The sequence below is a fragment of the Desulfofundulus sp. JL263-se genome, assembly GCF_056316025.1.
Map to the genome: position 1 here is coordinate 502,952 of NZ_CM149993.1, position 23,609 is coordinate 526,560.

Below are 23,609 nucleotides of genomic sequence, written 5' to 3' on the forward strand. Positions count from 1 at the left end.
GTCCAGTGACGACTGAGTTACATGCCTCGCAGGTGAGCACGTACAAGACATGTCCGCGCTTTTACCGTTACCGTTACGTGGACAATTTGGTGCCGAAGTCCGAAGACGTTAAGCTGTTTGTCGGCAAGGGTGTACATGCTGGCATAGCTGCGTATTACCAGGGAGAAGACATCATCAAGACTTATGATTCGTGGCTGAATGATACAGTAAGCCAGATGCCTTCAGACGTTCCCAGGGAGCACCTGGATAAACTGCTCAAAGAAGCGGAGCTGGGGCGCAAACTGATATTTGCGTATATTTCTTACGCAATGGCCAACGACGCTTTTGAGGTAGTAGCAGTAGAGCAGGAGTTTGCAGTACCTATTTACACACCTGACTTTAGCAAGAAGCTGGATGACGTGTATCACGTCGGGCGCTTCGACGGTATAGTGCGCGACATACACGGAAATCTGTGGGTATTGGAACACAAGACATGCTCCCAGTTTCCAAAAGAGAGCGAGCTTCGCAGGAGGGAGCAGGGTGGGTTCTATACGTTGGCGGCCATTCAGCTATTTGACGAGCCGGTGAAAGGAGTAATATACAACCTTATCCGCAAGCAGGACCCGGATAAAGCGAAAACGCCAGTAATTAACCGGGTGGAGATTCCCTACAATGAACATTCCATACGCTCATTTGCAAGAAGGCTCTACAACGCATACATGAAAATATCGCAGGAGACTACATTCGACCCGTCAGATGGACAACACTGCAACTGGATGTGTCCTTATGGTGTCCTGTGCGACGCCGAGGACGACGGTACGGACACGGATACCTTGAAGGCGGAGTTTTATGAAGTCCGCCCGATGGAATCCGTCCTGGCAGGAGAGGTGGTGTAGGTGCCTGCCACCGTCTACTACCTGCCCGATGAAAATGACCGTGCTACGATTGACACTGCATTAAATGTTTTCCTGTCCACCGGGTCCGGGGTTGTGCGGGACATTATGCTTGGAGTTATCTATTTCACTCTGAAGAAGAAATGTCTCCGCAGGTTGCGGATGGGAGGTTACACGGTAGGCATTGACAGGAGGGAATATGTGTACTTCCATGCAACAAGGAGGGTAAACGGCAACAGGTGCCCAGGTTGCGGGGCAAGCATATATGGCAGGCATGTACGAATATTGACGATTGATGAGAAACTCAGTTGGGATGAGGTGCATTATGGTTGTTCTTGCGGCACACTGTTCTACAAAACTGAAAAATTAACAGATGGGAGGAAAGAAAGTTGAGTAATGTATTAACTCCTGTGGCACACCCGAAAATACGGTTGGTGTCCGAGCGACCTACCTATGTGAAGGCACTCATTTATGGTGATGCAGGCGCTGGTAAAACCTGGCTTGGTGCTACCGCGCCGGATGCGCTCATACTGCTGACGGAGCCTTCCGTCTCGGATACTACCTTGAAGGCTGTAAAAGACAGACTGGGGTACAACCCGGCAGTGTGGGAATTGCAGTCCCTGGACGACCTTGGGGAAGTATACGAGTTTCTAACGGAGGCAGACCACAATTTCAAAACTGTGGTGCTCGACAGCCTTACCGACCTGTTCAGGCGTACAGTAAAGAAAGTTCTCGGTGCCGCTGTAGAAAGGGCATTGGAAAGAGGTAGGGTACATGACCCGGATGTTCCTGAACAGGGCGATTGGTTCAGGATAGCCGAGAAACTGCGTTATGTTACCAGGGCGTTCCGTGACCTACCTATGAATGTGGTGTTCACGGCCCTGGTGATGGATATACGCAATGAAATGCGCAAGGTACCTTTTGTACAGCCTAAGAGTTTAGCTCTTGAATTACCAGCCTTTTTCAACCTGGTGGGTTACCTTGGTGTATCTATGGAAGACCTTCTATGTCAATAGTGTAATCTAAAAATTTTTCATGGTCGAGCAGTACAAATGTTCGTGGCCTTTTAAAAGGACGGGCTTTACCCGTTCCGCCTAGCTATGGGCCGGATCAAAATCCCGCCCTCCTTGCTGGCGGCTTAAGAACTTTGAAAACCGAATATTTAACATTATGCTGCCCGATTATAATGCTTGGCGCGGGCTGCTATAAACGTGGCTTCGTCGTAACAAGTACGGTTTTTCCACATGGCAAAGATGAGCCGCACCCAGATATTTGCCAAAGCCCGTAAAGCTTCATGATGGGTTTTGCCCTGGCTTCTCTTGGTATCGTAATATTCCCGTGCCCAGGAAACCTGCCTGATACTCTGGAAGGCGAACAGGTGCATAGCTCGTCGGAAAGGTTTCACACAGGATTTGCGCTGCCTGGCAAAGCGGTACTTACCGCTTTGAAAAAGAACCGGCGAGGTACCTGCTAAAGCCTGGACCACGGCTGCATTTTCGTAACGTTCCCGGTCGTCCCCCCACTCCGCCAGCAGTCTTGGCGCGAGCCGCCCGGCCGCCCCTGGCAGGCTAGCGAAGATCCTGCTGTCGGAGTGCTGCTGAAAAAGGCGGTTGATCTCCTTGTCGTAAGCAGCGATTTGCTCCCGGACCACTTCCAGCTGACTCACCAGGGCGAGCATTAAGCGGCCTTTTGCCCGTACGGTGGGAGCACTGGCCCGAAGCTGCGGCTCCTGCGCCTTCTGCCAGATGGAGACAGCCGTTTGATTGGGCCGGGGATGTTTATGACTCTTAAGAAAGGCGGCTATCTCTGGAACGGTAGCTTCCCTTACCAGATCCGGGGTAGGATAGCGCTTGTAAAACTCCAGGGCTACCGGTAGGGTTGGCTTCGAAAAGAAACCTAAAGCTACCGGGTAATATTCCTTCAAGCAAGCAATGAGCTTGTTGGTCAGCCGGGTGGATTCCTGGATAAGGCCGTCCTGGTCTCGGGTGAACATTTTTAGTTCCGCGATCAGTTCCGCATCTGGCTTAAGCCTCTTTAGCTGCGCCAGGTCGGAGCGGCCGATGTTGGCCAGCAGCCTGGCATCGATTGGGTCACTCTTCGCCCCGGAGGGCTTTCGCCGGTAGTCTACAACCTTCGGGTTGAGCGGGTAAACCGGAAAGCCGGCTTCCAACAGAAACTGCACCAGAAGACCGTTTTTGGTTTCGATCAGGCAGGCGAAGTTTTCCGGTTCGGGATCGATGCTCAAGAGCCTTTTCTTTAATAACTCCATGCCTTCCCTGTTGTGAGGGATGGTGAAATACTTAAGTTCTTGACCCTTTTCATCGAGCACGGCTACGTCATGATGTAAGTCAGACCAGTCAATCCCTACAAAGTACATGTTAAGAACCTCCGCAAAAGAAATTTGCTGCAGACTGGCAGTGGGCCTTATCTAACGCGGTGCTCGAAGCACAACCCTTCTATGAACCGCAGTCTGCAAATTTGATCCGGGAAAGGTGGCTCTTCCGACAGCAGTCGAACTGCCAGGAGGTGGAATCCTTTTCCCGGAAACCTTTGGCTATATTTTTGGCCAACTTAGGCTAGCTTTCCTGCTACCTAATTTGAGTTTAACAGATAAGGGGGTGAGGCGGTTCGGAAGCTGTTAGTTACTCCCACGGACACCCATGTAGCTAAGAACCCTGGATGTGCTCTACCAGATGTGGTGGAGAACCCAAACCTGCGGGAGATATTCGCACTGATTCAAAACCAAAACCAAAATCAAGAGGAAAAGGGGAGTGTTAATAATGCCGAAGCTGTATCTTAGTTGGAACAAGGATGAAGTAGGCGGTATGGAGCCACTTCCGGCTGGACTTTACAATGCCAAAATTGACACTTCCGAGTCGGAAGTAGGCGAATCCGATAACGGTAACCTGTACGTCACTATAGCGTTTGTAATTGAGGACCACCCCGAGTACGCTGGGAGAAAACTTGTCCAGCGGTACTACCTCGGCGAGAGGTCCCGGTGGAAGCTGAACTCCATGCTCCACAACCTCGGAATGTTGCCGGAAAAGGAAGGCGACTACCAGTTTGATACTGATACATTGCACGGGATTCAGTGCAAGATCAAAGTCAAACAGCGCGTCCACGAAGGAAACACTTACAATGACGTTGCGTATGTAATACCACGGGATTCTGCTTCCACCGCAGGCGCACGCAAGACCATTAATTTCTAAGTTTGCAGTGCGGTGGCGGAATGGGTAGACGCTATCACGCACCGGCTTAATGAGGCCAACTTAAGGCAGTTGAAACAATGCTCTGGCACCAGCGGGTTTGTCTGCTGGTGCCTTATGGTATTGGTGTCTGATTATTATCAAAAGGAGGTCAAACCTGGTGTATGAGATCACTGTTAAAAACCTTGAGACAGGAGAAACAGAGGTGCATGAAGAGGTACGTGAATATGTTCTATCCGCGTATAAAGACGACGGGTGGACCAAAGTATCTATTTGCGCTAGTAAGTTGTTTGCGTTAGCAGCTGTCATGGATTTGATGTGCAAGCTCACCGAACTTCGGAGGGGTAGCTCGTGGGATTAGACATTTGTAGAGAATGTCCTCATTCAGTATGGAATGTAGGTGAGTTTGGGGATTGTAAACTCTGTAACAAACCGGGGTGTGAACTCAAATGCTCATCGGAGGAATAGACCCTGGCAAAACCACCGGTATTTGCTTTGTGGAACCACCTTACGACATCGTGTGTGTTGGGCAGGTTAGTGGTATTCCGGCGGTGGTAGCGTTATTGCGTGCCGTAGAATCGGAGTTAGTGGTGTTGGAGGAATTCAGGTTGTATCCCAAAAAGGCTATGGCGCAGTCGTTGTCGCGCATGTATTCCGCAGAGGTTATCGGCGCGGTTGTGTCTGCTTGTTCTGACCTGGGGATAGATGTCGTAAGGCAACCTGCCAGTGCCAGGAAGATGGTATCCAGTCGCGTACTGGAGGTCACCGGGGGGTTACGCGCCACCCGGGGGCTTCCCCACGCGCGGGACGCTTTGCGGCACGCGCTGTACTACTGCCAGCGTAAGTATCCAAAAGACTTCGCTTCTCTGTTGGGGCAAAGGGGGTGATCTCTTGTACAAGATTCTATGGCTTTCACGCCACAATCCTACGCCTGCTCAGATAAAAGAACTACGAAGGACTTTCGGTACTCCTATTTTGATACAACAACCAGTAACCATTTCAGCAGGAAAAGAGGTTAAAGAGTTGATGGAGAAGTACCAGTGCGATGACGTGGTGGTTGTGCTTCCTCCTGACCTATTGCAGGAGGTAGTGCAGTGCGGAATAAAGCCGCTTCGTGCTGTCATGGACAGGAAGACTGGTAAACACCTGTACTTTGAAAGGGTATGCGGTATGTACCTGAAAACGGAGGTGTTGGTACCTAATGACGGTGAGGTATGTAACGGGCAGGATGGTGCTTCCGGAGGGTGCGAACTGCGACAAGTGCAGCAGGGCTGACTACCCCTGGGTACCTGGCCACGGCCCGATAGACACCCGTATAGTTCTGGTGGGGGAATCACCGGGTAAAACTGAAGTGAGGCGTGGTCGCCCGTTTGTTGGGCGCTCTGGAGAGCTTATAAATAAGGTACTGAGTGAAGTCGGACTCAAGCGTGAAGAGTGCTACGTAACGAATGCTACGTGCTGTGCAGCCCCAAAAACACCGACTGCCAGGGAAGTAGCCGCGTGCAGGCCACGGCTTATTGACGAGATAAACGAGTGTGCACCGAAGGTTGTGGTAACGCTTGGCAACGCAGCGCTCAGGGCTTTGCTCGGTAAGGGTAATATATCCAGGGAGCGGGGCGCGGTGGTGTGGTCTGACGAGATTTCGGCATATGTGGTACCGACTTACCACCCGGCGGCTGTCTTGCGCTCTCCAGGCTTATACACGGATATGCTCAAAGATTTTCTGCTGGCTGTAAAAGTGCTATCGTCGGACGATGTTTCAGTACGGGTAAAGCCGGAAATAGACGTGGAGCATACCATAACACATACCAAAGGACAATTGCTGGATGCGATTGAGGACGCTATGCAGGCTGACATGGTGGCAGTTGACGTGGAGACTGCCAGCGATGGACAGCTTCTTTGTATCGGCATGTCCTGGGGTAAGGGTAAGGCTGTTGTCGTGCCGGCGGATATAGCGTTGCAGGCCACTTCCATGCTGGACAAGCTGTTCAGGGAGAAGTGTCTGGTGTTTCACAATGCGCAGTTTGATTTAAGAGTGTTATGGCAAAACGGTATGCCGAGCGCCCGAACCGGCAAGGACACTATGCTTATGAACTACACGCTCGACGAACGGAAAGGCAAGCACTCACTGGAGGACTTGATTCGGGAGCACTTAAATGTCCCAAGCCACAAGCCCATGATAGATAAGTACAAAAACCGCATGGAAGAAGCACCAACTGATTTGCTTTGGAGATATAACGCGCTCGACGCCGCGTACACATACGCGCTGGCAGAAATTATCGAAAAGTCTCTTGGGCCTGATGAGATGATGGTATTAAACAGGCTCCTGTACCCTGCCAGTGACGTGCTGGCTCGTATGACAATGTTAGGCACAATGGTTGACATGCCTTACATGCAGGAGTTGGAGGAAAAAATCAGTGCTGAAGTGGACGTGCTCGAGAAAGAGTTGTGGGAACTTGCCGGGAGAGAGTTTAATCCCAGGTCGCCTAAGCAGTTGGTTGATTTGCTGTATAACGAGCTAAACCTGCCCATACCGGTTGAGCTGGGCAAACCTTCCTCAGATGAAGAGCACCTTAAATTTCTCAAGGACTACCACCCACTGCCTGGAAAGTTACTGGAATATAGGAAGAGGCACAAGTTTCTTACTACTTACGTGCGCGGCATTATGGGTATGGCAGACGCAAACCACCGGGTCCACACGTCGTTCAACCTGGGAGGGACGGTTACCGGCAGGTTGTCCAGCTCGCGCCCGAACCTTCAGAACATAGGGCGCGATAAGGAAGCACGGAATATGTTCATGGCTACTCCTGGGTATACGCTGGTGGAAGCGGATTGTATATCGGTCCGCTATAAACCTCTCTAATTGCTGGGACGCCCTTAGAGCCATGTAGACCACAACGTAGGGATGAAATATGCCCAAGCGTGATGGTTTGAGAACTACGTGGATTGGGTAATCAGCAGGGAAGCCCCGAATAGGGGAACCTTCAACGACTATCGAAACCACACCATCACGGTGGAAGGGAGTAGAGTAGGGTTCACGTGAACCCGAAACGGGAGGGCTCTGATGCACCACTACTTGATGAGGAGGGTTGTTATGCCTCGTATTTACACTGATGAAGAAAAAGAATTTTTGAAGGAAAATTATCGTAAACTTGGCCCTAAGAAGTGTGCAGAGCATTTGGGTAGACCATACAACTCTGTTCAAAAGAAAGCATCTGAATTAGGATTGCGGGTATGGCGTTATAAAGCGTGGAAGGAAGATGAAATCTTATTTCTTCGCAATAACTACCCATCATTGGGGGCATTACAGTGTGCCAGGTACCTTGGGCGTAGCCGTAGTAGTGTAGAGAAGAAGGCTCAGGAGTTAGGTTTATCCTATGGATTACACTTTTATGTCTCGTCAGACGGTTATCTGTGGTATTGTCCATCTAAGGACGAGAAGTATGCTATACATAGATTGATAGTTGAAAGTCACTTAGGACGTAAGTTGAGGCCTGACGAGGTAGTGCATCACAAGAATGGCAATACCCTAGACAACAGAATAGCTAATCTTGAGGTATTGACCCGTACAGAGCATATCGAAGTGCATAGACCTAAATTAATCAGAATGCAACGTAAAAGTGGTGCATCAGAGTAAGATATAGTCTAGGCTTGTGGGAAACCACAAGAGCAACCGTTGTCACAAGCTGAAATCCGCGTCCTGGCGTACTACTCTCAGGACAAGAACCTTATCAGTGCATTGTCTTCAGGAACGGATATACACACTGCCAATGCTTCCCTCATGTTCGGGAAGAAACCGGAGGAAGTGACCAAGGAATTGCGTCAAGCCGCCAAGCACTTGTCATTCGGCGTGATTTATCAGATGTCAGCCAAGTCGCTTGCTCAGGAGCTTAAAGTATCTGTGGCCAGGGCTGAGGAACTTATTGATCAGTTCTTTTCCACGTTCAGCCAGGCCAGGGAATGGATCGAAGCTACGAAGACTGAGGTGCTGACTAAGGGGTACCTTAAAACACCATTCGGTAGAACAAGGCGGTTTGGGTTCATTACCAAGCAAAACCAGTCGGAAATATTAAGGCAGGCAGTTAATTTCCCGATCCAGAGTTGTGCCAGTGACATAACTTTAAGTGCGTTGATTCGTCTGGGCAGAAAGTTGTGGGATGACGATTCGACCAGGCTATTGCTAACCGTCCACGATTCCATCCTGCTGGAAACCACCGAGGACGCCAGGGAAGTTGCCGCCGCCGTAAAGACGGAAATGGAACGTAAAGTGCTGGATGGGCCAGTGCAGTTTATGGCCGACGCAAAAATCGGCAAAAAGTGGGGTTCATTAGAGGAAATTGAGTTATAACGCAGATTCAAACCTGCTTTCTTTGTTTTGATAGGGGAGGGTTGCTATGTGCTACGGTATTTGTGGTTTTGAAAATTTTATGGGAGGGTGCGCACTGTCCTGGGAAGAGGTAAAGATGATTGAAGAAAAGTTCGGTGTTTGTCCCTGTCCGGGCCCGGAAATGACTGACGAGCTGGAGCACGAAATAAAGGTCTTTGTGATTCAAAATAGAGAGGTAAGGTCCCGTAATGACAACTGGTAAAGGAGTGCTTTTGGCGTGGACAGGCTCATCAAAAACATAGAAAAGGCAAATGTGATCATAGACCTGATATGTAACATCATAACACTCGCCTTGTTGCTGGTGGTAGTTAACTGGGTTATCAGCGTGTTACCACTTTTGAGTTTAAAGATTAAGTAGTACGGGAAGGAGTGATTTTGATGATACAAGTCATTTCGCTTGAATTAGCAAAGAAACTCAAGGAAGCGGGACTGCGGTGGGAGCCGAAGAAAGGGGATTGTTTGCTCTTAAAAGGAGCGGCACTGTTAGCATAGTGCGTCTTGCTGAAGATTGGTCATCTTCTAATTTGGACGGGTATATTTGGCTTCCCCGCCTCGATCAACTCCTTGCCGAAATTGAGAAACGAGAGTACGCATGGGAACTTAAATACGTTGGCGGCGATTACAAGCCTTATGCATGTGTAATCAGAGAATGGGGGCGGCTCAACATTCTAGGCGACACCTCCGTAGACGCGGCGGGAACGGCGCTTCTCTGGATTTTGGAAAAGGAAAGCGGGAAAAATGAATGATGTTTTTGATGAACTCTTGGTTAAAGAGAAGAATTAAGAGAGTTAAAGGCCTTCTTGAGTAGAAAAACGCAAAAGCCCCGGTGGATTTCGGTTCTCCGAAGCCAACCGGGGCTCTTGTATTGTTGTAATATGGAATATTTTGTGTTACACTCTAAGCACTAGAGTTGTGTTGGAGGAGGTGAGAGGGTGAGAAAGGTTCTGCTTATCCTGTCACTTACTCTACTGCTGGTATTTGGCGCATGTTCCGCAGCATTTGCCGGTACCGGGTATTGGATCGGCAACACATACTACTACGATTACGGAAACGGCCTGACTGCAAAGAGCTACTTCATAGGCAACCGCATGTACACGGACTTCAGCGACGGTACAAGCGCCGTTACCTACCGCATAGGCAGGAACGTCTACACAGACTACAGCACTGGGCTCACTTCCACAAGCTACAGGATAGGTAGGAACATTTATACAGACTGGAGTGACGGGATAAGTGCAACAAGCTACTGGATAGGACGCAATTTTTATACGGACTACAATTGGGGAGGACATAGAGTAGGTTACTACATCGGTAATTACTGGTACGATTACGAATGGTAAGATAAGGGGCCACACGGCCCCTTATTTTATTGCTTGCCAATAGCATTAGCCCACTCTTCTCCAAACTCGTCCTTAAACGCGCGAAGTGTAGCCTCAATTAGCCCTATAATTTCTTCCTGTGTGATCTTTAAACCGCGTTCCTCTGCCATCTTTTCCAGCCACTCAGCAGCAATTTCAAATTTCTCTGGACCATTGAGGTCGCGATAAACCTGCTGCACGAAACGCACCGCGAGAGACGCCAGTTCCTGCTTCGTGGCAAGTTCCCTTTCGATTTTCTTCATGCCTTCAGTGCCGATCTTCTGTTTCAGCCACGCGACTAAAAACCCTGCCGCCACCGTGGCAAGCAAAACCAGTAAGTCGTAAAGAAGTTTGGTTACCAGCTCGTTCATTATTCAGCCTCCCTTGTTGTAAAAGATACAGTTCGGGTGTCCGGGTCCCACCCGATTTTGGCATGTAAAAGCTGGGCAAGGCTACGGAGCTGTATCCAGTGGCCGTCTAGTAGTGCATAAGTACGCCCGCTTATGTTCTTGAGAGGGACATCAGTTTTCTTGCCGTTAACGACGAGCTTAATGTCACCAGGTTCAGTTTCATCTTTATCTTTCAGCATGGAGTGCAGCTCCTTCCAGGGGAATAACCTGCCGGGGCACGAAGTGGGATACACGTCCTTGTGGCCGACAACTTTAAGGTTGCCATACCTGCCTCTAATATCTTTAATCAGCTCTACCAATGAATTCATTTGTGCTTCTGTTGGCTCATGGTTCATAAAGTTACCGGTGAGACAGATACCGATACTCTTGCTGTTGACGCCTTTGGCGTGGGCGCCTATGGTATTCTCCGGCCTGCCGCGTTCTACTGTGCCGTCCGACCTTATGATATAGTGATAACCGATTCCACTCCAGCCGCGCTGTATATGCCACTGGTGAATTGTTGTTGAGGAAACATCACGGCTTTTGGAGTGGTGGATAACTATCATCTCTGTCTGGTGCCGTGGGCTCAGACTTTTAAACCTGTGCTTAACTTCAACGATTTGCACTTGTATCCCCTCCTAAATAGGTGGGCCTTCTTCGTAATCGTCACAATCATTACGTCCCTTGCTGTACCGGCTTCTGCCAGCGTAGTATTTGACCGATGAGTAGCCAGCTCCACCGAGTATTGCCGGGGCCACCTGGGTTGTACTGACGTGCTTGAAGAATTCAAACAGCTCCTGGCTGAACTGACATACTCCAAAGAGGCTCAACGCCACGTTGGTCAGTACGGTGAGTATTAAAACACCGTCAATAATCATAAGCCAGACAACTACCCACTCCGTCAGGGACAGCCCGTCGTCCCAAAAGTTACCCTTCAAAACCTTCATTGCTCTGCCCATCATCAATCACTTCCTCGCGTGTCAGCCCTGCTACGAGCCGCACAATAAATGGCCCTTCGTAATACGCTGTGAATGTTCCAAGGCACTTTTTACACCTCAAAGTTGATCCTTTGGTACTAAAAATCATTGTTCTCTGTTTGCATTCGCAATCAGGACACGTCCACTCGATTTCCTCAATCATTGAACCACCTTCAGATACAGGAAAATAGCCGTGGCTGCGATGCCCAACAAATTCAAAGCCACCCCCAGGGTGGCTCTCATAATCCAGTATTTCATTTCGTTTAAGTCCTCTCGAATTTCTTGAATACTTCCGTTCTGCCTCTTTTGCCAGTCCTTTAAATTATCAACATCTGTCCGAAGGCTTGAGATACTCTGGACAATAGCTTCGCTGTCCAACATATCCCCTCCCTATTAAGATGTATCATGCTAACCGCTCATATCACCCCCAGTTCGCGTAGCGTAGGTATCTCTTTGCCTTCTACATCTCTCAGGTAGCGGAGGTATTCCTGTAACTGTCTCCTGCGCCGGATAGCGTCGAGCATTGCCTGGCGGCGCGGGTCGTAGCGGTACCAGAATGAACCTATGAGTGGTAATTGACGTACAGTGGGAGGTACCTTGCCCCTGACTTCCGGCGGGGGTGCTTCTTCCCTGGTTATCATTACGTCTGATACACGGCGTGCTAACGAAGGCTCTTCACCGGTACTGCCGGTGGACATACCCGCTAGCGAAGTGAGTATCTCCATAATTTCCCTGCCTGTGCCACCGGTCTGCTGAACGGCGTAGTCTACCCATGCTGGCAACTGGTACGGCTCTCCCGGTCTTTGACCAGGTAAAAACGGCAGGTAGTACCTGCCGCGTGCCCCTTCATAGGGAGATATTTCACCGCCGCTTACTTTCCTACCGGTTGCTACTTCAAACGGTACACGTATGAGTGGCGAAATCATATTCAGCAGTTCTTTGTGTCCACCAGTGCCCAAGAATGCCAGTTGGGATACGGGGAAGTCCATACGCAGGTATTGGTGGTACCCCTTATCATCGGTACCAATTGGGATCGCCAGGTCTTCCTTAATCCACTCTGGAGTGTCGTCTATTCCGGACGCTTCCCTGGCTTCGTCTAGCAGGTGAACGACTTTAGTTATTTTGGCAGGGTCTTTTATCAGCGTTTCTAGTTGTAATGGAATATTTTTCCTAGTGAACGTGTAAAAGGGAACAAATGTTCGTAGTGTCTTTTCCAGCGGAGTAATGTCTCCGTAGTCAAATAGATACTTCCGAACGCTGGCCGTTGCTTCCAAAGGACTTAGCCCTTTTGCACGCTTGGCAATGTAGTGTGCCAGCTTTGCCCAGGTTTCCAGGAAGTCACCAACAGCACGACCATACTTGAACGGGTGCTTGAGCGGCTGTGCGGTGGCCACTGCTTTTGCTAGTCCGGTTGGCTTTTGCCACCCGCGCATGACGTCTTCCATGATGTCCAGCATACCAGATTTGGACTCACCACGGAAGAAACCGAATCCTACCAGGCCCTGGTCTATGAATTCCCTGTAAATCTGCTGGCCTGTCATCACTTTGTCGCCGAGACGGAAAGGCGCGTCAGACCCCTCCAGGATACGCATTGCAGCGGCGTAGTGCGCCGGGTTGGTGACACCTGCCAGGTAGTTGTTGAAGAAGTTACCGAACATATTGCGGATGTGGAAAGTCGGTACGATTGACGTGACCGTAGCTTTCCAGATGTTTTGTACTTTGTTCCATGTATCCAAAAGCTCTTTTGTTCCTCCAGTGGTTACAAAAACGTCCATTGCTCTTTCTAGTGCCTGAGCTACTTCCGGGTGTACCAGTTTGTCCTGCGGGAAGTGTGCAGACGGTACCTGTTTCCATTCCATTAGACGCTGGACAGCTTCGCGGTCTCCAGCTTCTGCGGCTTCACGCAATGCTTTTTTGTGTTCTTCTGCCGTCATAACGAAAGGCTTACCCAATTCGCTGAGTTTGTTAAACAGTTGTTTGGTAGCGCGTGCCTTGATACCTTCCATTTCGCGTACAGCCGTCAGCACAGCAACGTCCTCAATTGGGTGCAGCCCCAGTTTTTTGGCTTCTTCTATGGTGGGAATAGTACGCTCGTACTGGAAGCTGCCTTTCCTGGACATTCTGGCACGTTTAACCGCTTGTGCACTGCGCCACTCAGTCAGTGCTTGCTTGATTTTCTTAGGGTCATCTTTGTACAAGTGGTAAACGTAGTTCGGTATAGGTGAAAATTCCAGCCCGGCGGCTATGTCTTCGCGTGCACTGCGTGCAAAGGTCTCTTTTGCTAATTGGGCAGCTTTCTCCACGTCTTCCAGGTTTACGCCAGCTTCAGCGGCTCTTTTAGCAATGTTCTCAGCACCTATAACGTCCAGCGCACCGCTGGCACGTGCCAGTTGCTTCATTGCTTTTTCACGTGCTTCGCTGGTAATTCTGTTGTATTGCTTCTCTCCGAGTTGTACGAGTATTTCTTCGATGTCACCCTTAAACGCTTTTTTGCCGGGGCCTCCTTTGACTTTGGATGCCATTTCCCTGGCGTAACGCTCTTCCAGCGGGGCAAGTGTTTCGTCCAGCGTATCGCCGTAGATACCGCGCAGGTGTTCTTCTAATGCCTGCGGGCCTTCCTTAATTATGCGCTCTGCTGACCTTATAGGCTCTTCAACCGCGTGTGACGCCAGCTTGCGTGCTTCTTCCGGAATGTCTTTAAACTTCTTCCAAATTTCCTCTGCCGCACTTACCTGGTGGCCATATATTTCGCGTGTACTTCTGTGTATATCTTCAATTAATTCTCGTATCTCTTTACGTTCTTCCGGACCGCTGGTAGTGCTGTAGCGGACGTAGCGGTTGCTGAATTTCGGGCCGATGGCATCTGCAATCTTTTGCGCCACTGGAGTTATACGCAGGTACTGACCCAGAGAAGAAAGTCCTTCCTTTACAGCGGTATTGCCTACTGCCATCCCAACCCGCCTGGCAATTTCCTTTGCCGGCTTGATGCCGGTGTAGGTAAGCGGGTCCATTGCTACGTCCAGTGCGAAGCCCAGTACAGCCCTCGCAACTGGATTTTTAATACCGGCACGCTCAATGTAATCTCCGCCATATACTTTCTCCTTACCAGAAAGACCTTCCAGAAAACCCTGTAAAAAACTGTTCTCATTGTCTATAACGTCCTGGATGGCATTTGCTACCGCGTTCCTGGGGCGGTCGAGAATATCCAGCGCGGTAAGAAGCACATTCTTTTCCTCTTTCGGTGGCGGTACTTCTTCGCCGGACATTCGCAGCCTGGTTTCGTAGTTGGCAATTTCCTTATTCAACTGCTCAAGGTAATCCGGTTCCTCACTGCTTTTACTCGTAGAAAAAGGATACAAATTACCCAGGCGTTTAAGTTTCCTTTCCAACCGGTCCATTGCGGTAGCCAACTACCTCACCTTCTTTCTTCTCCTCGTCCCTTTAGGCACCTCGATAGTTGTCCGGCGTTTCCTGGCTGCACGCTCAGCTGCCGGGACCAACACCCTTCTCGGTGGACCTCCTATATCCGGCCTTCCCAGCTCGATACCCCTACCGAGGTAAGGTCTCTTGACACCAAACTCAAGGATGCGCCTGATCAGCTCTTCCAGCTTCATAGAGCGTGGTTTAAATCCAGTGGCAACTTCAATTGCAGGTTCCTCAACAGGCGGTGTTGCAGTTCTGTATCCCCTGTCAACAACGCTGGAAAGTATTTTCGTAATGTCGGTCTCCGGTGCAATTCCTGCAGACGAGCCCAGTCTGATTATTTCTTCAAGTTCTTTGGCGTGTTCTTCCAGCGGTTTGCTTATTTCGGCTAATATCCTGTCGTAGTCGTAACCTTTTTTCTCAGCAGCACGGCGCACGAATTCTTCCAGCTGGCCGGGAGGCTTACCTGCGGCCTCCCACATTGCCTGGGCTTCCGAGCGAATGTCGTTAATCATGGCTTCGTGCAGGCGCAGTGCTGCGTCACGTTTCAGCTCTGCTAGCTCATTGAGTTCTCGTTTCGGTATGCCGGTGGATTCCGGCAACGCTATCGGCTCTCTGACCGGCGGTAATAGTCCGGAAACGTCTTTGCCACTGGCTGTACTGCGTGGCATGGTCTCACGTATTCCGGACAAGCGTTTCGCCGGTATTGCCACCCCTTCAGGAGTTACATCTATGGGTGGCTCTGGCACCTTGGGGGATACGTACCTGTACTGTCCAGTGGTATAATCAATGTCATTGATACGTTTTTCCAGTACCTTGTTAAGTACGTCTACAAGTCGCTGTCGTTGTGCCGCGAGTTGCTGTTGTTGCTCCCTGACAGCGGTGTTTTCAAGCGCTTGGCCAACTGTCCTACCAATATTAAAGCCCTCTATAAGTTGCCCGCTACCTTTAACGTCGCTCGGCCGTCTTCCGGTAGGTGTTGTATCAACTGCTGGAGGTGTTTCCATGCGTGCCTTTGACAGCATACCGATTTTCTTCAGTAGAGCTTCCAACGGGCCTGTAGCCGCTTCCCCGGCTCCGAATAGAAGTGCTTCCCTGAGTGCACTTTTCCCTATGTCTTCGCCTTCTATTGCTCCTTTAACCGCTCCAGCAACGCCACCGGTAGCTCCCATCCTTACAACCCTGGAAAATAAGCTGCCGGTACCTGCCAGTGCTCTAAGGGGTGCTGCTGTGCCAAGTGCACCGGCCACGGTACCGGCAACGCTGGTGGTTGTAGACTTTTCTGGAACAAGTTCGGGTTGTTCAAAGAGTTTGTCGAAGATACCGAACGTGGCAGATTTTACTGCCTTACGACCAAAATCTTCCCACATGCCACCGAGTAGGCTTGGTGATGTATTTACCAGCTTCAAGTAAGGCTTCAAGTTTTCCGGTATGCTTTCCACCGATTTGCCACGTTTCTTGACACCGTAGTACAACACCAACCCTATATCACGTGGCGTAAGTTCTTCGTTATTTAAAAGTTTTTTATACGCTTTTTCCGCCTCTTTGTCACGTTGAAATATACGTACTATATCCCCGATTATGGGAATGTCCTGTACGCTGAGTAGGGGACGGGACACGTCAATCACCACCCGTGCTAATGTAGCCATTGAAGGAGCTCCTGATGATAATCGTCAGTTGTACGTGTTTTACGTTCCTGTTTACCTGGTGCAAAGAAATTGATTATTCGGGAGAGTATGCTGCCTCCTGATGTAGAAGCGCTTCTCTGCTGTTGATTTGTACTACCAACCCACGCTCTGTAGCCAGCGTCTAGCGCGTTAGTTAACAACTTCTTTTCTTCTGGAGTAAACCCCGACAAACTGTTTATCCACGCTTTTCGTCCAGCGATCCTATTAGCAACATATTGACGGTCTTTTTCTTGAGATGGGTCTCTATTTGCTACTATAGAGTCGAATGCTTTTTGCTCTTCTGCCAGTGCATTATTCAGGATTAAATCCCTTTCGGAAAAACCTCCTAAAGAACCACCACTACCGCTTTGTGGCGCAAAATACGGCCTGTTCAATTCGTACCGCCATAATTTTTCTTGCCAGGGTTTTTTCCACTCATACTGCTCGCGCACGAAGGTAGGTTTGTTTGTCTCAGGGTCGTAGCCGGTAATACTTGCCACAGTCTGCCTGACCTCTGCTTCACGAAGCGGGCGTTCAAGCTCAAGTCTTTGTTTTTCTAGCGTGGGAGTACCGCGCGGGAAGGGTACATAAAGTGACTCTCTCTGTTTCTTGCGGATGTACTGAACGAGGTCATTTAGTGTCCCAGCCATCACATGCGCACCCCCTAGCTATACCAACTGCGTAGCAGTTCTTCTATTCTTCGCTTTAGTGATTGTGTCCACTCAGGATTCGTGTACATTACGCCTCCAACTACCTGATAGGAGCCTGGGGCAAACGTGCCGAGAACGTTCCCGTGGACATCCGTTACAGTTGTGCCGGATGGTGTCCATTCAACCCGAGTTAAGCCAGGAATTTCAAATGCCTGCCGTACCGGTACCCAACCAGAGGGGACACCAGACGGCAGGTTAAATGACTGTTTCCATGGCAGTGTCAATGACGTTGCTGTGTTGCCAGGTGTAGTCGCCAAAGCGCCAGTACCTGTTTCGGGTATGCCAGGCGACTGCCCCATTGTCCTGGTCCAGTCGAGAATCAGTCTTTGCACGTCAGACAGCGGCATGGACGTGTATGGCAGAACACCTAAATGAGCCTGCATTTCCATAGTCGCTAGCTGGCTGGCAAGGTTCTGTCTCTGTAGCGCTCTGGACAGGTACTCCCGGCGCAGCTCGTCAGCAAACTGCTGTTGTAGTTCACCGCGTCTTTCCGCCAGCTCTTGTTGTTGAGCCTTCAGGTTAGCGAGTTCCGTATTGTAAGCGTTCTCAACGGCTGCCAGATCAGCGGCCCGTTCCGCTTCGTTCTCGGCCAGGAGTTCCTGTAGCTTATCGGTTATTCTGGCGTTCTGCCAGTCTACCACACCGGAGCGACCAGCCCCGCGTGCAATGGCGCTTTCCAGTGCCTCCTGGCGAGCACGTTCTGCGGCTTCCCTCAACCTTGGCTCGTAACCGGCATAAGCCGCTTCAATTGCCCTCAGCCGGTTTTGTCTTTCGGTGTCCAGCTCCGCCATGCGCCGCTCAATAGCTCGAAGTTGCGGATCAATCTGTAGCGCGGCGTAACGCCCTGCCATTTCGTTTATCTCTGCGTCCGACGGCGCAGTTATTTCCGGCAGAGAGTTAAGGTAACGCTCGTAAATGTCCTCGTAAGAAATCTGCGGTTGCTTTGTTAGCTGGTCTAACCTGTCCATAATTGACTGCGCCCATTGAGGTGTCTGCTGCGGCTGTATTTGCGGTTGCTGTACGTACTGCTGCTGAGGTGCTTGCGGTTGCCAGGATACTTGTGGTGCTGCCGGTTGTTGTTGTACTTGAGGTGTTTGCGGCGTTTGCGGTTTTATAGTGGGCAGGCTGTAACCCACCCTGGCAGCGTCGGCTTTCAGCCTGTTAATCAAATCGGTGTCTCCCTTTTCCACTGCTTTCCTGTACCTTTCCTGCTGGCTGGCGATGTAAGCCGACTTGCCGCCGTATCTATCCCAATAGGACGAGCTGCTTCGCGAACTTGAACTGCTTCTCGAACTCGAGCTACTTCGCGAAGATGTGCTTGTTGACCTGGACGAACTCCCACTGCTCAAGCTGTACCCTACCCTCTTGGCGTCTGCTTCCAGCCTGCGCTGCAAATCTTTATCTCCGGATTTTATGGCCTGCTCGTACCGTTTTCTCTGGCTGGCGATGTAGGCTGATTTGCCGCCATACTTGTCCCAAAAACCCATTTACAACACTCCCTTCGCCAGCTTTATTTCTACGTCCTTGCTCTCTCCTTTACACCTTCACCTCTTGCTTAGTAAAATATAACTAAATTGGTCAAAGGAGGTTTTTGTATGAAGAAAAAACTTGCATTGCTGTTAGTTATTATATTTTTGCTTGTCGGGCCAAGCCCAGCACTAGCTTTATTCCCCTCTGATGTCCTTAATGAACTTGAAACCAGCGGCAAAGAAAGCAACGCACTCATAGATCACAGTATTATTGACCTGGTTTATGTTTCTTCCGGATCGGTTACGAGCTATACGTACATTGGAGAAAATGAGAAATTAACAATTAACCACTTTTCCGTTCAACCTCAAGAAAACGCTTCTGCAACGAATAAAATCACTAGCTTTATTTTTGAGTTAACCAATCAATACCGTCCTGAAACGGAACTGGCATTATCGGTTTCGCGAGATGGGAACACAGTACACGCATACACTTACGGCAAATATAAACATGAAGCAATGTATGCTATCATTTCGGGTCTTCCTGATTGTCTGGGTCATATAGCTGTTCATTGGGACGATGACTCGGGTTCCTGGACGGGCAAATATTCCCCGGAAAAAATGACCAAGAAGCCCATGACGTCATTTATAGTAACTGTATTCACCCCGAATACTCCAGCATATACCATAAGCAATGAAACAAACACCGAGGTAAAAACAATGGACGTAGAGCCTATCATTCAAAATGAAAGAACCTTTGTCCCGATACGTTATCTTGCTTACGCCCTTGGAGCTACAGAAAAAGACGTTCTATGGAATAGTGAAACAAAAGGCGTAACTATCATCATCGGTGAAACTACCGCTGAAATGCATATTGGATCTGAAATACTGTTGGTTAACAACGAGCCTACAAAAATGGATGTTGCCCCATTTATAAAGAATGGTAGAACATTTCTCCCGGCCCGGTGGGTGGCGAAACCCTTTGGAGCTGAGGTTAAATATAATACGGAAACCAAAGAAACAGTCATAAAGATTCCCTCGAAGTCGGTTCAGGAGCAGGGCCAGTAGGCCCTGCTTTTACTTCTAATTTAGCTAGAATAGATAGACTTTATTTCTTCAACTGAAATAAAATTACCACCTTACTTGGGCGGCAAAGATAATCTTACCATAAAACTATTTTACCTGTATTTCACCCATCGGCCTAACCTTACCTGTTTCGTAACTACCTGATCGCCTTCTCATTTCCATCAACATTTGAAGTTTTTGAGTTAGATTTTCTTTTCTTTTTTGCAATCCTTTTATATTGTGATCAATATTTTTGATAGCTGCTTCAGTGTTTTTGATTTCTTTATCGAGATCTACAGGGTGAATTTCATCTCTTTTATCCACTATTACAACGTTTTGTCCGGCTAAATTTTGTCCCATTCTCGCCCTCTTAAATATTCCTAGTCTACTGGCTCTCATCGTACATAATCACCTCTGGCAATCTAATATTAGCGTATCCTTTCCTTATTGCTGATAATCGCCAAGTAAACTGACCATTTAGTTGATTACTGGAAGTCTTGGCTTTCACTACAAAATAATCCATACCAATCTCTGATACATAGAGGTCTATATCACTATATGGCGTTAATTGAATAAGCCAAGGTGTGTCTACTGTATGAGGTTCTATACATTCAACAAATATGGGGTCAATATTTACCATACAAATTCCATCAACTAATTTCGCTAGTCCTTCATCAACATATCTATTTTCTGGTGATTCTCTAGCTGATAACCTCCTAAGTCCAAAATTTTCGGTTTCGGTTATAGCATTTTTAGAACCTGTTACGTCGAAGTCACCCTCGATTACGCAAGGCCCATCTCTAGGTTCAATGTAAATTCCGTCTTGGTTTATACTGCTACATGGTCCCATTTCTATATTTTCGCCATTCTCGGAATCTAAGTTAATACCGGGTCTGTTGGTACTATCATAACCTCCTGATGAAATCCAAAAATCACGGGTACTAGCTCCATTAATTGTTATCATTCCTTTATGTTCGCCGTCCATTTTAAAAAGAATCTTACCTTGACTAGCGGCGGCGTTCATATAAAGAACTGTTTCTCCATCAAGACCAACTAATTTAATACTCCCATAACCGTCAGCATTGGATAAAATAATATATTTTTCTGTATCTGCTTCTTCGCCTACCTTGATTGTGGAACCATATATTTCTCCATTAATGATTTTAATTCCATACTTCCCAGTTACATATTGTCCCATGTGACAACGGAGATTATTATTACTGTCAAATACCTTTAACCCGTCCGACTGCATTTTGCAGTATGATGGTAAGTTGTGTGGGCTTTCTTGAGTATTATGATTGCTCACCTGGGTGTCGGCGTAACTCTTAGCATTACTTTCCGCAGTATCAGCTTTGGCCTGGGCACCGGTCTTAGTTTCCAAATTCCCGGCATCGTTGCCAGCTATAAATACTTGTGCTGAAATTTCACCTTCTTTAAGGTATAAACCAAACTTACGAACAGTCGGTTGTAGGTGACCATCGAAGTTGAGTTTGTAAGTTGTATATTCATCCACTGGCAAAGGCTGGCCAGAACTATACGCATCCGCTATCTCCGCATCCGTCCTAGCACGGCTGGAGATGCGGAGGTCGTCGTATAAAGTGTTGAGGTATTGGTTCGGAACACTTGTGCTACCTACATAAGCATTTGCCGCAAATCCGGATGGTAGATTAGGATTAGTTATAACTCCTGTATATTGACCATCTATAGTCAGTTTTGCTTCGGTGCTTTCCCATTTAACTGCAAAAAAATGCCACCCTGCCGTAAGTGTATTAGGGTCGGATATAGACACACTTGTCGCAGTCCCTGCATCATCAAAGGTTTGGAACCGCCAATCTGGTACAAATGGTCTATAGAAAAGGATTATTCCGTTTCCCCCATCGGATTTTGGGATATGAAGTATCCTCAAATAAGCCGTGTCTGTTCTATTCAGAAGCTCCTGGGGCACATACACCCAACACTCCACCGTCCCCCCCTGCGGGTTCAGCACCCCCGCCGTGGGGATGGTCAGGGTTTCGGAAGAGCGGGTGCCATCGATGAAGGAGGTGGCGTAGGGTCTCTCTTCAATTTGGCAAGCATCAATCCAGTACGCTCCTACGCCATTTTCTGTTACCGTACCTATAATAAGTGTTACAGAATAAGCCCCCGACGGTGCTGTAGCAGTTGCAGTAAGGCGAGTCCAACCATTTGTGCCATACAACGTTTGTGACGTTGCTATATTAGCCCAAATCCATGCTCCAGAAGAGTCTCTCCAGTAAATCGCCAATCTTACGCCACCGCTCACATTATCTGTCTTGACATACGCAGAGACAGTAAAGGTTCTTCCAGTTACATCTTCCCCAAAATTATAACTAATATATGCGTGTTGGTCTCCGCTAGTGGCAACATTTATCTTCAGCGATTTACTTCCGTGATAACCTATAGAATCTACCGTGTGGGAACCGCCAGTAGCATCACGTATAAGCCATCCTGTTGTTGTACCATCTTCAAAGGACGGATTACTACAAAGATTCGTGGTCCCCTCCTCCACCATCACCGCCTGACCAAAGACAAGACTTGGATTATCTTTATTCAAATCATCACTATAGGGTCCTACAAACCAAGTCCAATTACCATCAGGTGCATCACATGAAAATTTCCAATACTTTGCCGCAACTGGTGGATCCCATACCAATGTCCACCTACCTACACCAGTATCAGTATCATAAGTTTTGGTTACATTTTGTACTTCAACCCACGTGCCGGCTTCTCCAGTCAGCGAATAATGCACTCTTATGTCATTAGCACTTATTCTTGAATCAGTATTATTATCTGTAGTAACAAACTTATTTAACTTAATGGGAAAAGGAAATCTTACTGCAATAGAACGGCCAACGTAATTAGGATTATCATAATTAGTATCCCAAGCAAATCCACCACTGTATCCCCAACCACCCGGAACACCTTGATAACCTGCTGGTTCCCAACAATGTCCCCATTCAGGCTGAATAGTATTTTCAAACCTAGGCTGGTTTTCAGCAACCTGCGTACCGTCTTGTTTATAAGCAATGCTATTCCGAGAAAACGTGGCTGTTTGTTCTCCCAGTTTCTCGTACCAACCTAAGTGACCTTTTAAGTCTAAGTTTTCATCATAAATATGTAAACCATCATCAACTAATTTCACTAATCCATTCAATCCAACTACTTCCACAAGTTTTGTTAAAAGTTGTCCGCCTTTGAGAACGTCAGCTACAATTCCATCCGCACTTATATGCTCTGTGGCAATTGAACCGGCGGCTATCTTCTCAGCCACAACCGCATCGGCAGCTATCTCATCAGCGCCAATTGATCCGGCAGATATGTGATAACCAGTAATAGCATTGGCTGCAATGGCATCGGCAAGAATGCTCCCAGGGACAATTAAACCTCCGTCTATAATAGTGGCTTTAGGGACAGTTATATGAGTGCCGTTTTTGTTGAAGAAAACAAGTACATCATCGTCAGTCAAGTCAGGGAAGTTATTCGAGGTCTGCAAAACGTTTGGATAGTCATAATCCCACCAAATATATTTCATGTTGGTGTTGCCGTCGGCAACAGTATAAGTGGTTCCCTGGTAAACAATACTTACGTTACTCCACGAAATATAACCAGCGTTTGGCGTGTTGTCAGACACAGTGCCGCCAGCAAGTAAATGCGTTTGCCAGTTCATTTTGGCTTCCGTTATCTCACCGGCAGCTATCTTTATACCTGTAACAGCACCATCGCCCAAGTGAGGCGTCTTAATTGCACCTACTGCAACTTTAGCCTCAGTAACTGCTTCATTTGCCAGCTGCAACTCATGCTCTAAACCTACCAGCTTATCAGTTAACTTGCTGGTATCAATGGAACCGTCACTATTAATATTACTGGCCCTATTCCAAATATCAGCTCTGGCCGGCAGGTCTCTTACAGCCCCGCCAGTGGCCTGCTTGACGTAACCTTGTAAAAGAGAAAGGTATCTCTCAACCTCAGAAAAATTCCTCTGAATAGCAATAGCCATGGCTTCGAGGTCAGTATAATCGAAAACTCTGTATGGTAAGCGAATAATGTCCTGCTCCCTAGCCATACAAGTCACCA

25 protein-coding genes are annotated in these 23,609 nt (G+C 48.4%); 14 read left to right on the forward strand and 11 right to left on the reverse strand.

The features are described from left to right. Positions 1-5: 5 nt before the first annotated feature. From ACX4JR_RS02535 to ACX4JR_RS02545, 3 genes are read left to right on the forward strand one after another with little or no spacing between them, the layout of a single operon-like run. Entirely contained in the window at positions 6-875 is an 870-nt protein-coding gene (locus ACX4JR_RS02535; RefSeq protein WP_476059488.1) for a PD-(D/E)XK nuclease family protein, read from the forward strand. After that, positions 876-1,265 carry a hypothetical protein gene (locus ACX4JR_RS02540; RefSeq protein ID WP_476059489.1) on the forward strand — a complete coding sequence of 130 codons (390 nt, stop codon included), beginning with the start codon at positions 876-878 and terminating at the stop codon, positions 1,263-1,265. Further along, positions 1,262-1,888: an AAA family ATPase gene (locus ACX4JR_RS02545; protein WP_476059490.1), complete on the forward strand. Its 627-nt coding sequence runs from the start codon at positions 1,262-1,264 to the stop codon at positions 1,886-1,888. Before ACX4JR_RS02540 ends, ACX4JR_RS02545 begins: the two co-directional genes overlap by 4 nt. A gap of 152 nt (positions 1,889-2,040) precedes the next feature. On the opposite strand, the gene ACX4JR_RS02550 is transcribed toward ACX4JR_RS02545, so the two are convergent. After that, on the reverse strand, positions 2,041-3,249 hold the full coding sequence (locus ACX4JR_RS02550) for an IS110 family RNA-guided transposase (protein WP_476058235.1): 1,209 nt from the start codon (positions 3,247-3,249) through the stop codon (positions 2,041-2,043). A gap of 403 nt (positions 3,250-3,652) precedes the next feature. Here ACX4JR_RS02550 and ACX4JR_RS02555 point away from each other — a divergent pair, with 403 nt between their 5' ends. The 10 genes from ACX4JR_RS02555 to ACX4JR_RS02600 all read left to right on the forward strand — a co-directional run bounded on the left by ACX4JR_RS02555 (position 3,653) and on the right by ACX4JR_RS02600 (position 9,802). Further along, positions 3,653-4,081, forward strand: coding sequence for a DUF669 domain-containing protein (locus ACX4JR_RS02555; protein WP_476059491.1), 429 nt, complete (start codon positions 3,653-3,655; stop codon positions 4,079-4,081). Positions 4,082-4,527: 446 nt separating this feature from the next. Further along, positions 4,528-4,965 carry a RuvC family protein gene (locus tag ACX4JR_RS02560; RefSeq protein WP_476059492.1) on the forward strand — a complete coding sequence of 146 codons (438 nt, stop codon included), beginning with the start codon at positions 4,528-4,530 and terminating at the stop codon, positions 4,963-4,965. Positions 4,966-4,969: 4 nt separating this feature from the next. Continuing rightward, complete coding sequence (locus tag ACX4JR_RS02565; RefSeq protein ID WP_476059493.1) at positions 4,970-5,353, forward strand: hypothetical protein; 384 nt, start codon at positions 4,970-4,972, stop codon at positions 5,351-5,353. Next, the gene (locus ACX4JR_RS02570) at positions 5,280-6,941 is read left to right on the forward strand and encodes a DNA polymerase (RefSeq protein ID WP_476059494.1); all 1,662 of its coding nucleotides are present in this window, start codon (positions 5,280-5,282) and stop codon (positions 6,939-6,941) included. The genes ACX4JR_RS02565 and ACX4JR_RS02570 overlap by 74 nt, the downstream gene beginning before the upstream one ends. Before the next feature lie 231 nt (positions 6,942-7,172). After that, a complete protein-coding gene (locus ACX4JR_RS02575) occupies positions 7,173-7,715 on the forward strand; it encodes an HNH endonuclease signature motif containing protein (protein ID WP_476059495.1) in 543 nt (180 codons plus the stop codon). Between the two features lie 39 nt (positions 7,716-7,754). Continuing rightward, positions 7,755-8,426 carry a DNA polymerase A family protein gene (locus ACX4JR_RS02580; protein ID WP_476059496.1) on the forward strand — a complete coding sequence of 224 codons (672 nt, stop codon included), beginning with the start codon at positions 7,755-7,757 and terminating at the stop codon, positions 8,424-8,426. 46 nt (positions 8,427-8,472) lie between these two features. Beyond that, positions 8,473-8,667 carry a hypothetical protein gene (locus ACX4JR_RS02585; RefSeq protein ID WP_476059497.1) on the forward strand — a complete coding sequence of 65 codons (195 nt, stop codon included), beginning with the start codon at positions 8,473-8,475 and terminating at the stop codon, positions 8,665-8,667. Positions 8,668-8,682: 15 nt separating this feature from the next. After that, positions 8,683-8,823 carry a hypothetical protein gene (locus ACX4JR_RS02590; RefSeq protein ID WP_476059498.1) on the forward strand — a complete coding sequence of 47 codons (141 nt, stop codon included), beginning with the start codon at positions 8,683-8,685 and terminating at the stop codon, positions 8,821-8,823. A gap of 76 nt (positions 8,824-8,899) precedes the next feature. Further along, positions 8,900-9,211, forward strand: a complete 312-nt coding sequence (locus ACX4JR_RS02595; RefSeq protein ID WP_476059499.1) for a hypothetical protein — start codon at positions 8,900-8,902, stop codon at positions 9,209-9,211. A 186-nt stretch (positions 9,212-9,397) separates the two neighbouring features. Further along, positions 9,398-9,802, forward strand: coding sequence for a hypothetical protein (locus ACX4JR_RS02600; RefSeq protein ID WP_476059500.1), 405 nt, complete (start codon positions 9,398-9,400; stop codon positions 9,800-9,802). A 26-nt stretch (positions 9,803-9,828) separates the two neighbouring features. On the opposite strand, the gene ACX4JR_RS02605 is transcribed toward ACX4JR_RS02600, so the two are convergent. The 8 genes from ACX4JR_RS02605 to ACX4JR_RS02640 all read right to left on the reverse strand — a co-directional run bounded on the left by ACX4JR_RS02605 (position 9,829) and on the right by ACX4JR_RS02640 (position 18,473). After that, entirely contained in the window at positions 9,829-10,191 is a 363-nt protein-coding gene (locus tag ACX4JR_RS02605) for a phage holin (RefSeq protein ID WP_476059501.1), read from the reverse strand. Beyond that, a complete protein-coding gene (locus tag ACX4JR_RS02610; protein WP_476059502.1) occupies positions 10,191-10,835 on the reverse strand; it encodes an N-acetylmuramoyl-L-alanine amidase in 645 nt (214 codons plus the stop codon). Before ACX4JR_RS02610 ends, ACX4JR_RS02605 begins: the two co-directional genes overlap by 1 nt. A 12-nt stretch (positions 10,836-10,847) precedes the next feature. Continuing rightward, complete coding sequence (locus ACX4JR_RS02615; protein WP_476059503.1) at positions 10,848-11,171, reverse strand: hypothetical protein; 324 nt, start codon at positions 11,169-11,171, stop codon at positions 10,848-10,850. A gap of 174 nt (positions 11,172-11,345) precedes the next feature. Further along, entirely contained in the window at positions 11,346-11,567 is a 222-nt protein-coding gene (locus tag ACX4JR_RS02620) for a hypothetical protein (RefSeq protein ID WP_476059504.1), read from the reverse strand. A gap of 35 nt (positions 11,568-11,602) precedes the next feature. Continuing rightward, a complete protein-coding gene (locus tag ACX4JR_RS02625) occupies positions 11,603-14,596 on the reverse strand; it encodes a hypothetical protein (RefSeq protein WP_476059505.1) in 2,994 nt (997 codons plus the stop codon). Then, positions 14,597-16,258: a hypothetical protein gene (locus tag ACX4JR_RS02630; RefSeq protein WP_476059506.1), complete on the reverse strand. Its 1,662-nt coding sequence runs from the start codon at positions 16,256-16,258 to the stop codon at positions 14,597-14,599. After that, positions 16,246-16,929, reverse strand: coding sequence for a hypothetical protein (locus ACX4JR_RS02635; RefSeq protein ID WP_476059507.1), 684 nt, complete (start codon positions 16,927-16,929; stop codon positions 16,246-16,248). Before ACX4JR_RS02635 ends, ACX4JR_RS02630 begins: the two co-directional genes overlap by 13 nt. An 11-nt stretch (positions 16,930-16,940) precedes the next feature. Then, complete coding sequence (locus ACX4JR_RS02640; protein ID WP_476059508.1) at positions 16,941-18,473, reverse strand: hypothetical protein; 1,533 nt, start codon at positions 18,471-18,473, stop codon at positions 16,941-16,943. Between the two features lie 108 nt (positions 18,474-18,581). On the opposite strand from ACX4JR_RS02640, the gene ACX4JR_RS02645 reads away from it, so the two are divergent. Beyond that, positions 18,582-19,520, forward strand: coding sequence for a stalk domain-containing protein (locus ACX4JR_RS02645; RefSeq protein WP_476059509.1), 939 nt, complete (start codon positions 18,582-18,584; stop codon positions 19,518-19,520). Positions 19,521-19,625: 105 nt separating this feature from the next. Here ACX4JR_RS02645 and ACX4JR_RS02650 read toward each other — a convergent pair whose 3' ends face one another. Beyond that, positions 19,626-19,916 carry a hypothetical protein gene (locus tag ACX4JR_RS02650; RefSeq protein ID WP_476059510.1) on the reverse strand — a complete coding sequence of 97 codons (291 nt, stop codon included), beginning with the start codon at positions 19,914-19,916 and terminating at the stop codon, positions 19,626-19,628. Continuing rightward, entirely contained in the window at positions 19,903-23,598 is a 3,696-nt protein-coding gene (locus ACX4JR_RS02655; protein WP_476059511.1) for a LamG-like jellyroll fold domain-containing protein, read from the reverse strand. The genes ACX4JR_RS02650 and ACX4JR_RS02655 overlap by 14 nt, the downstream gene beginning before the upstream one ends. Between the last annotated feature and the right edge of the window lie 11 nt (positions 23,599-23,609).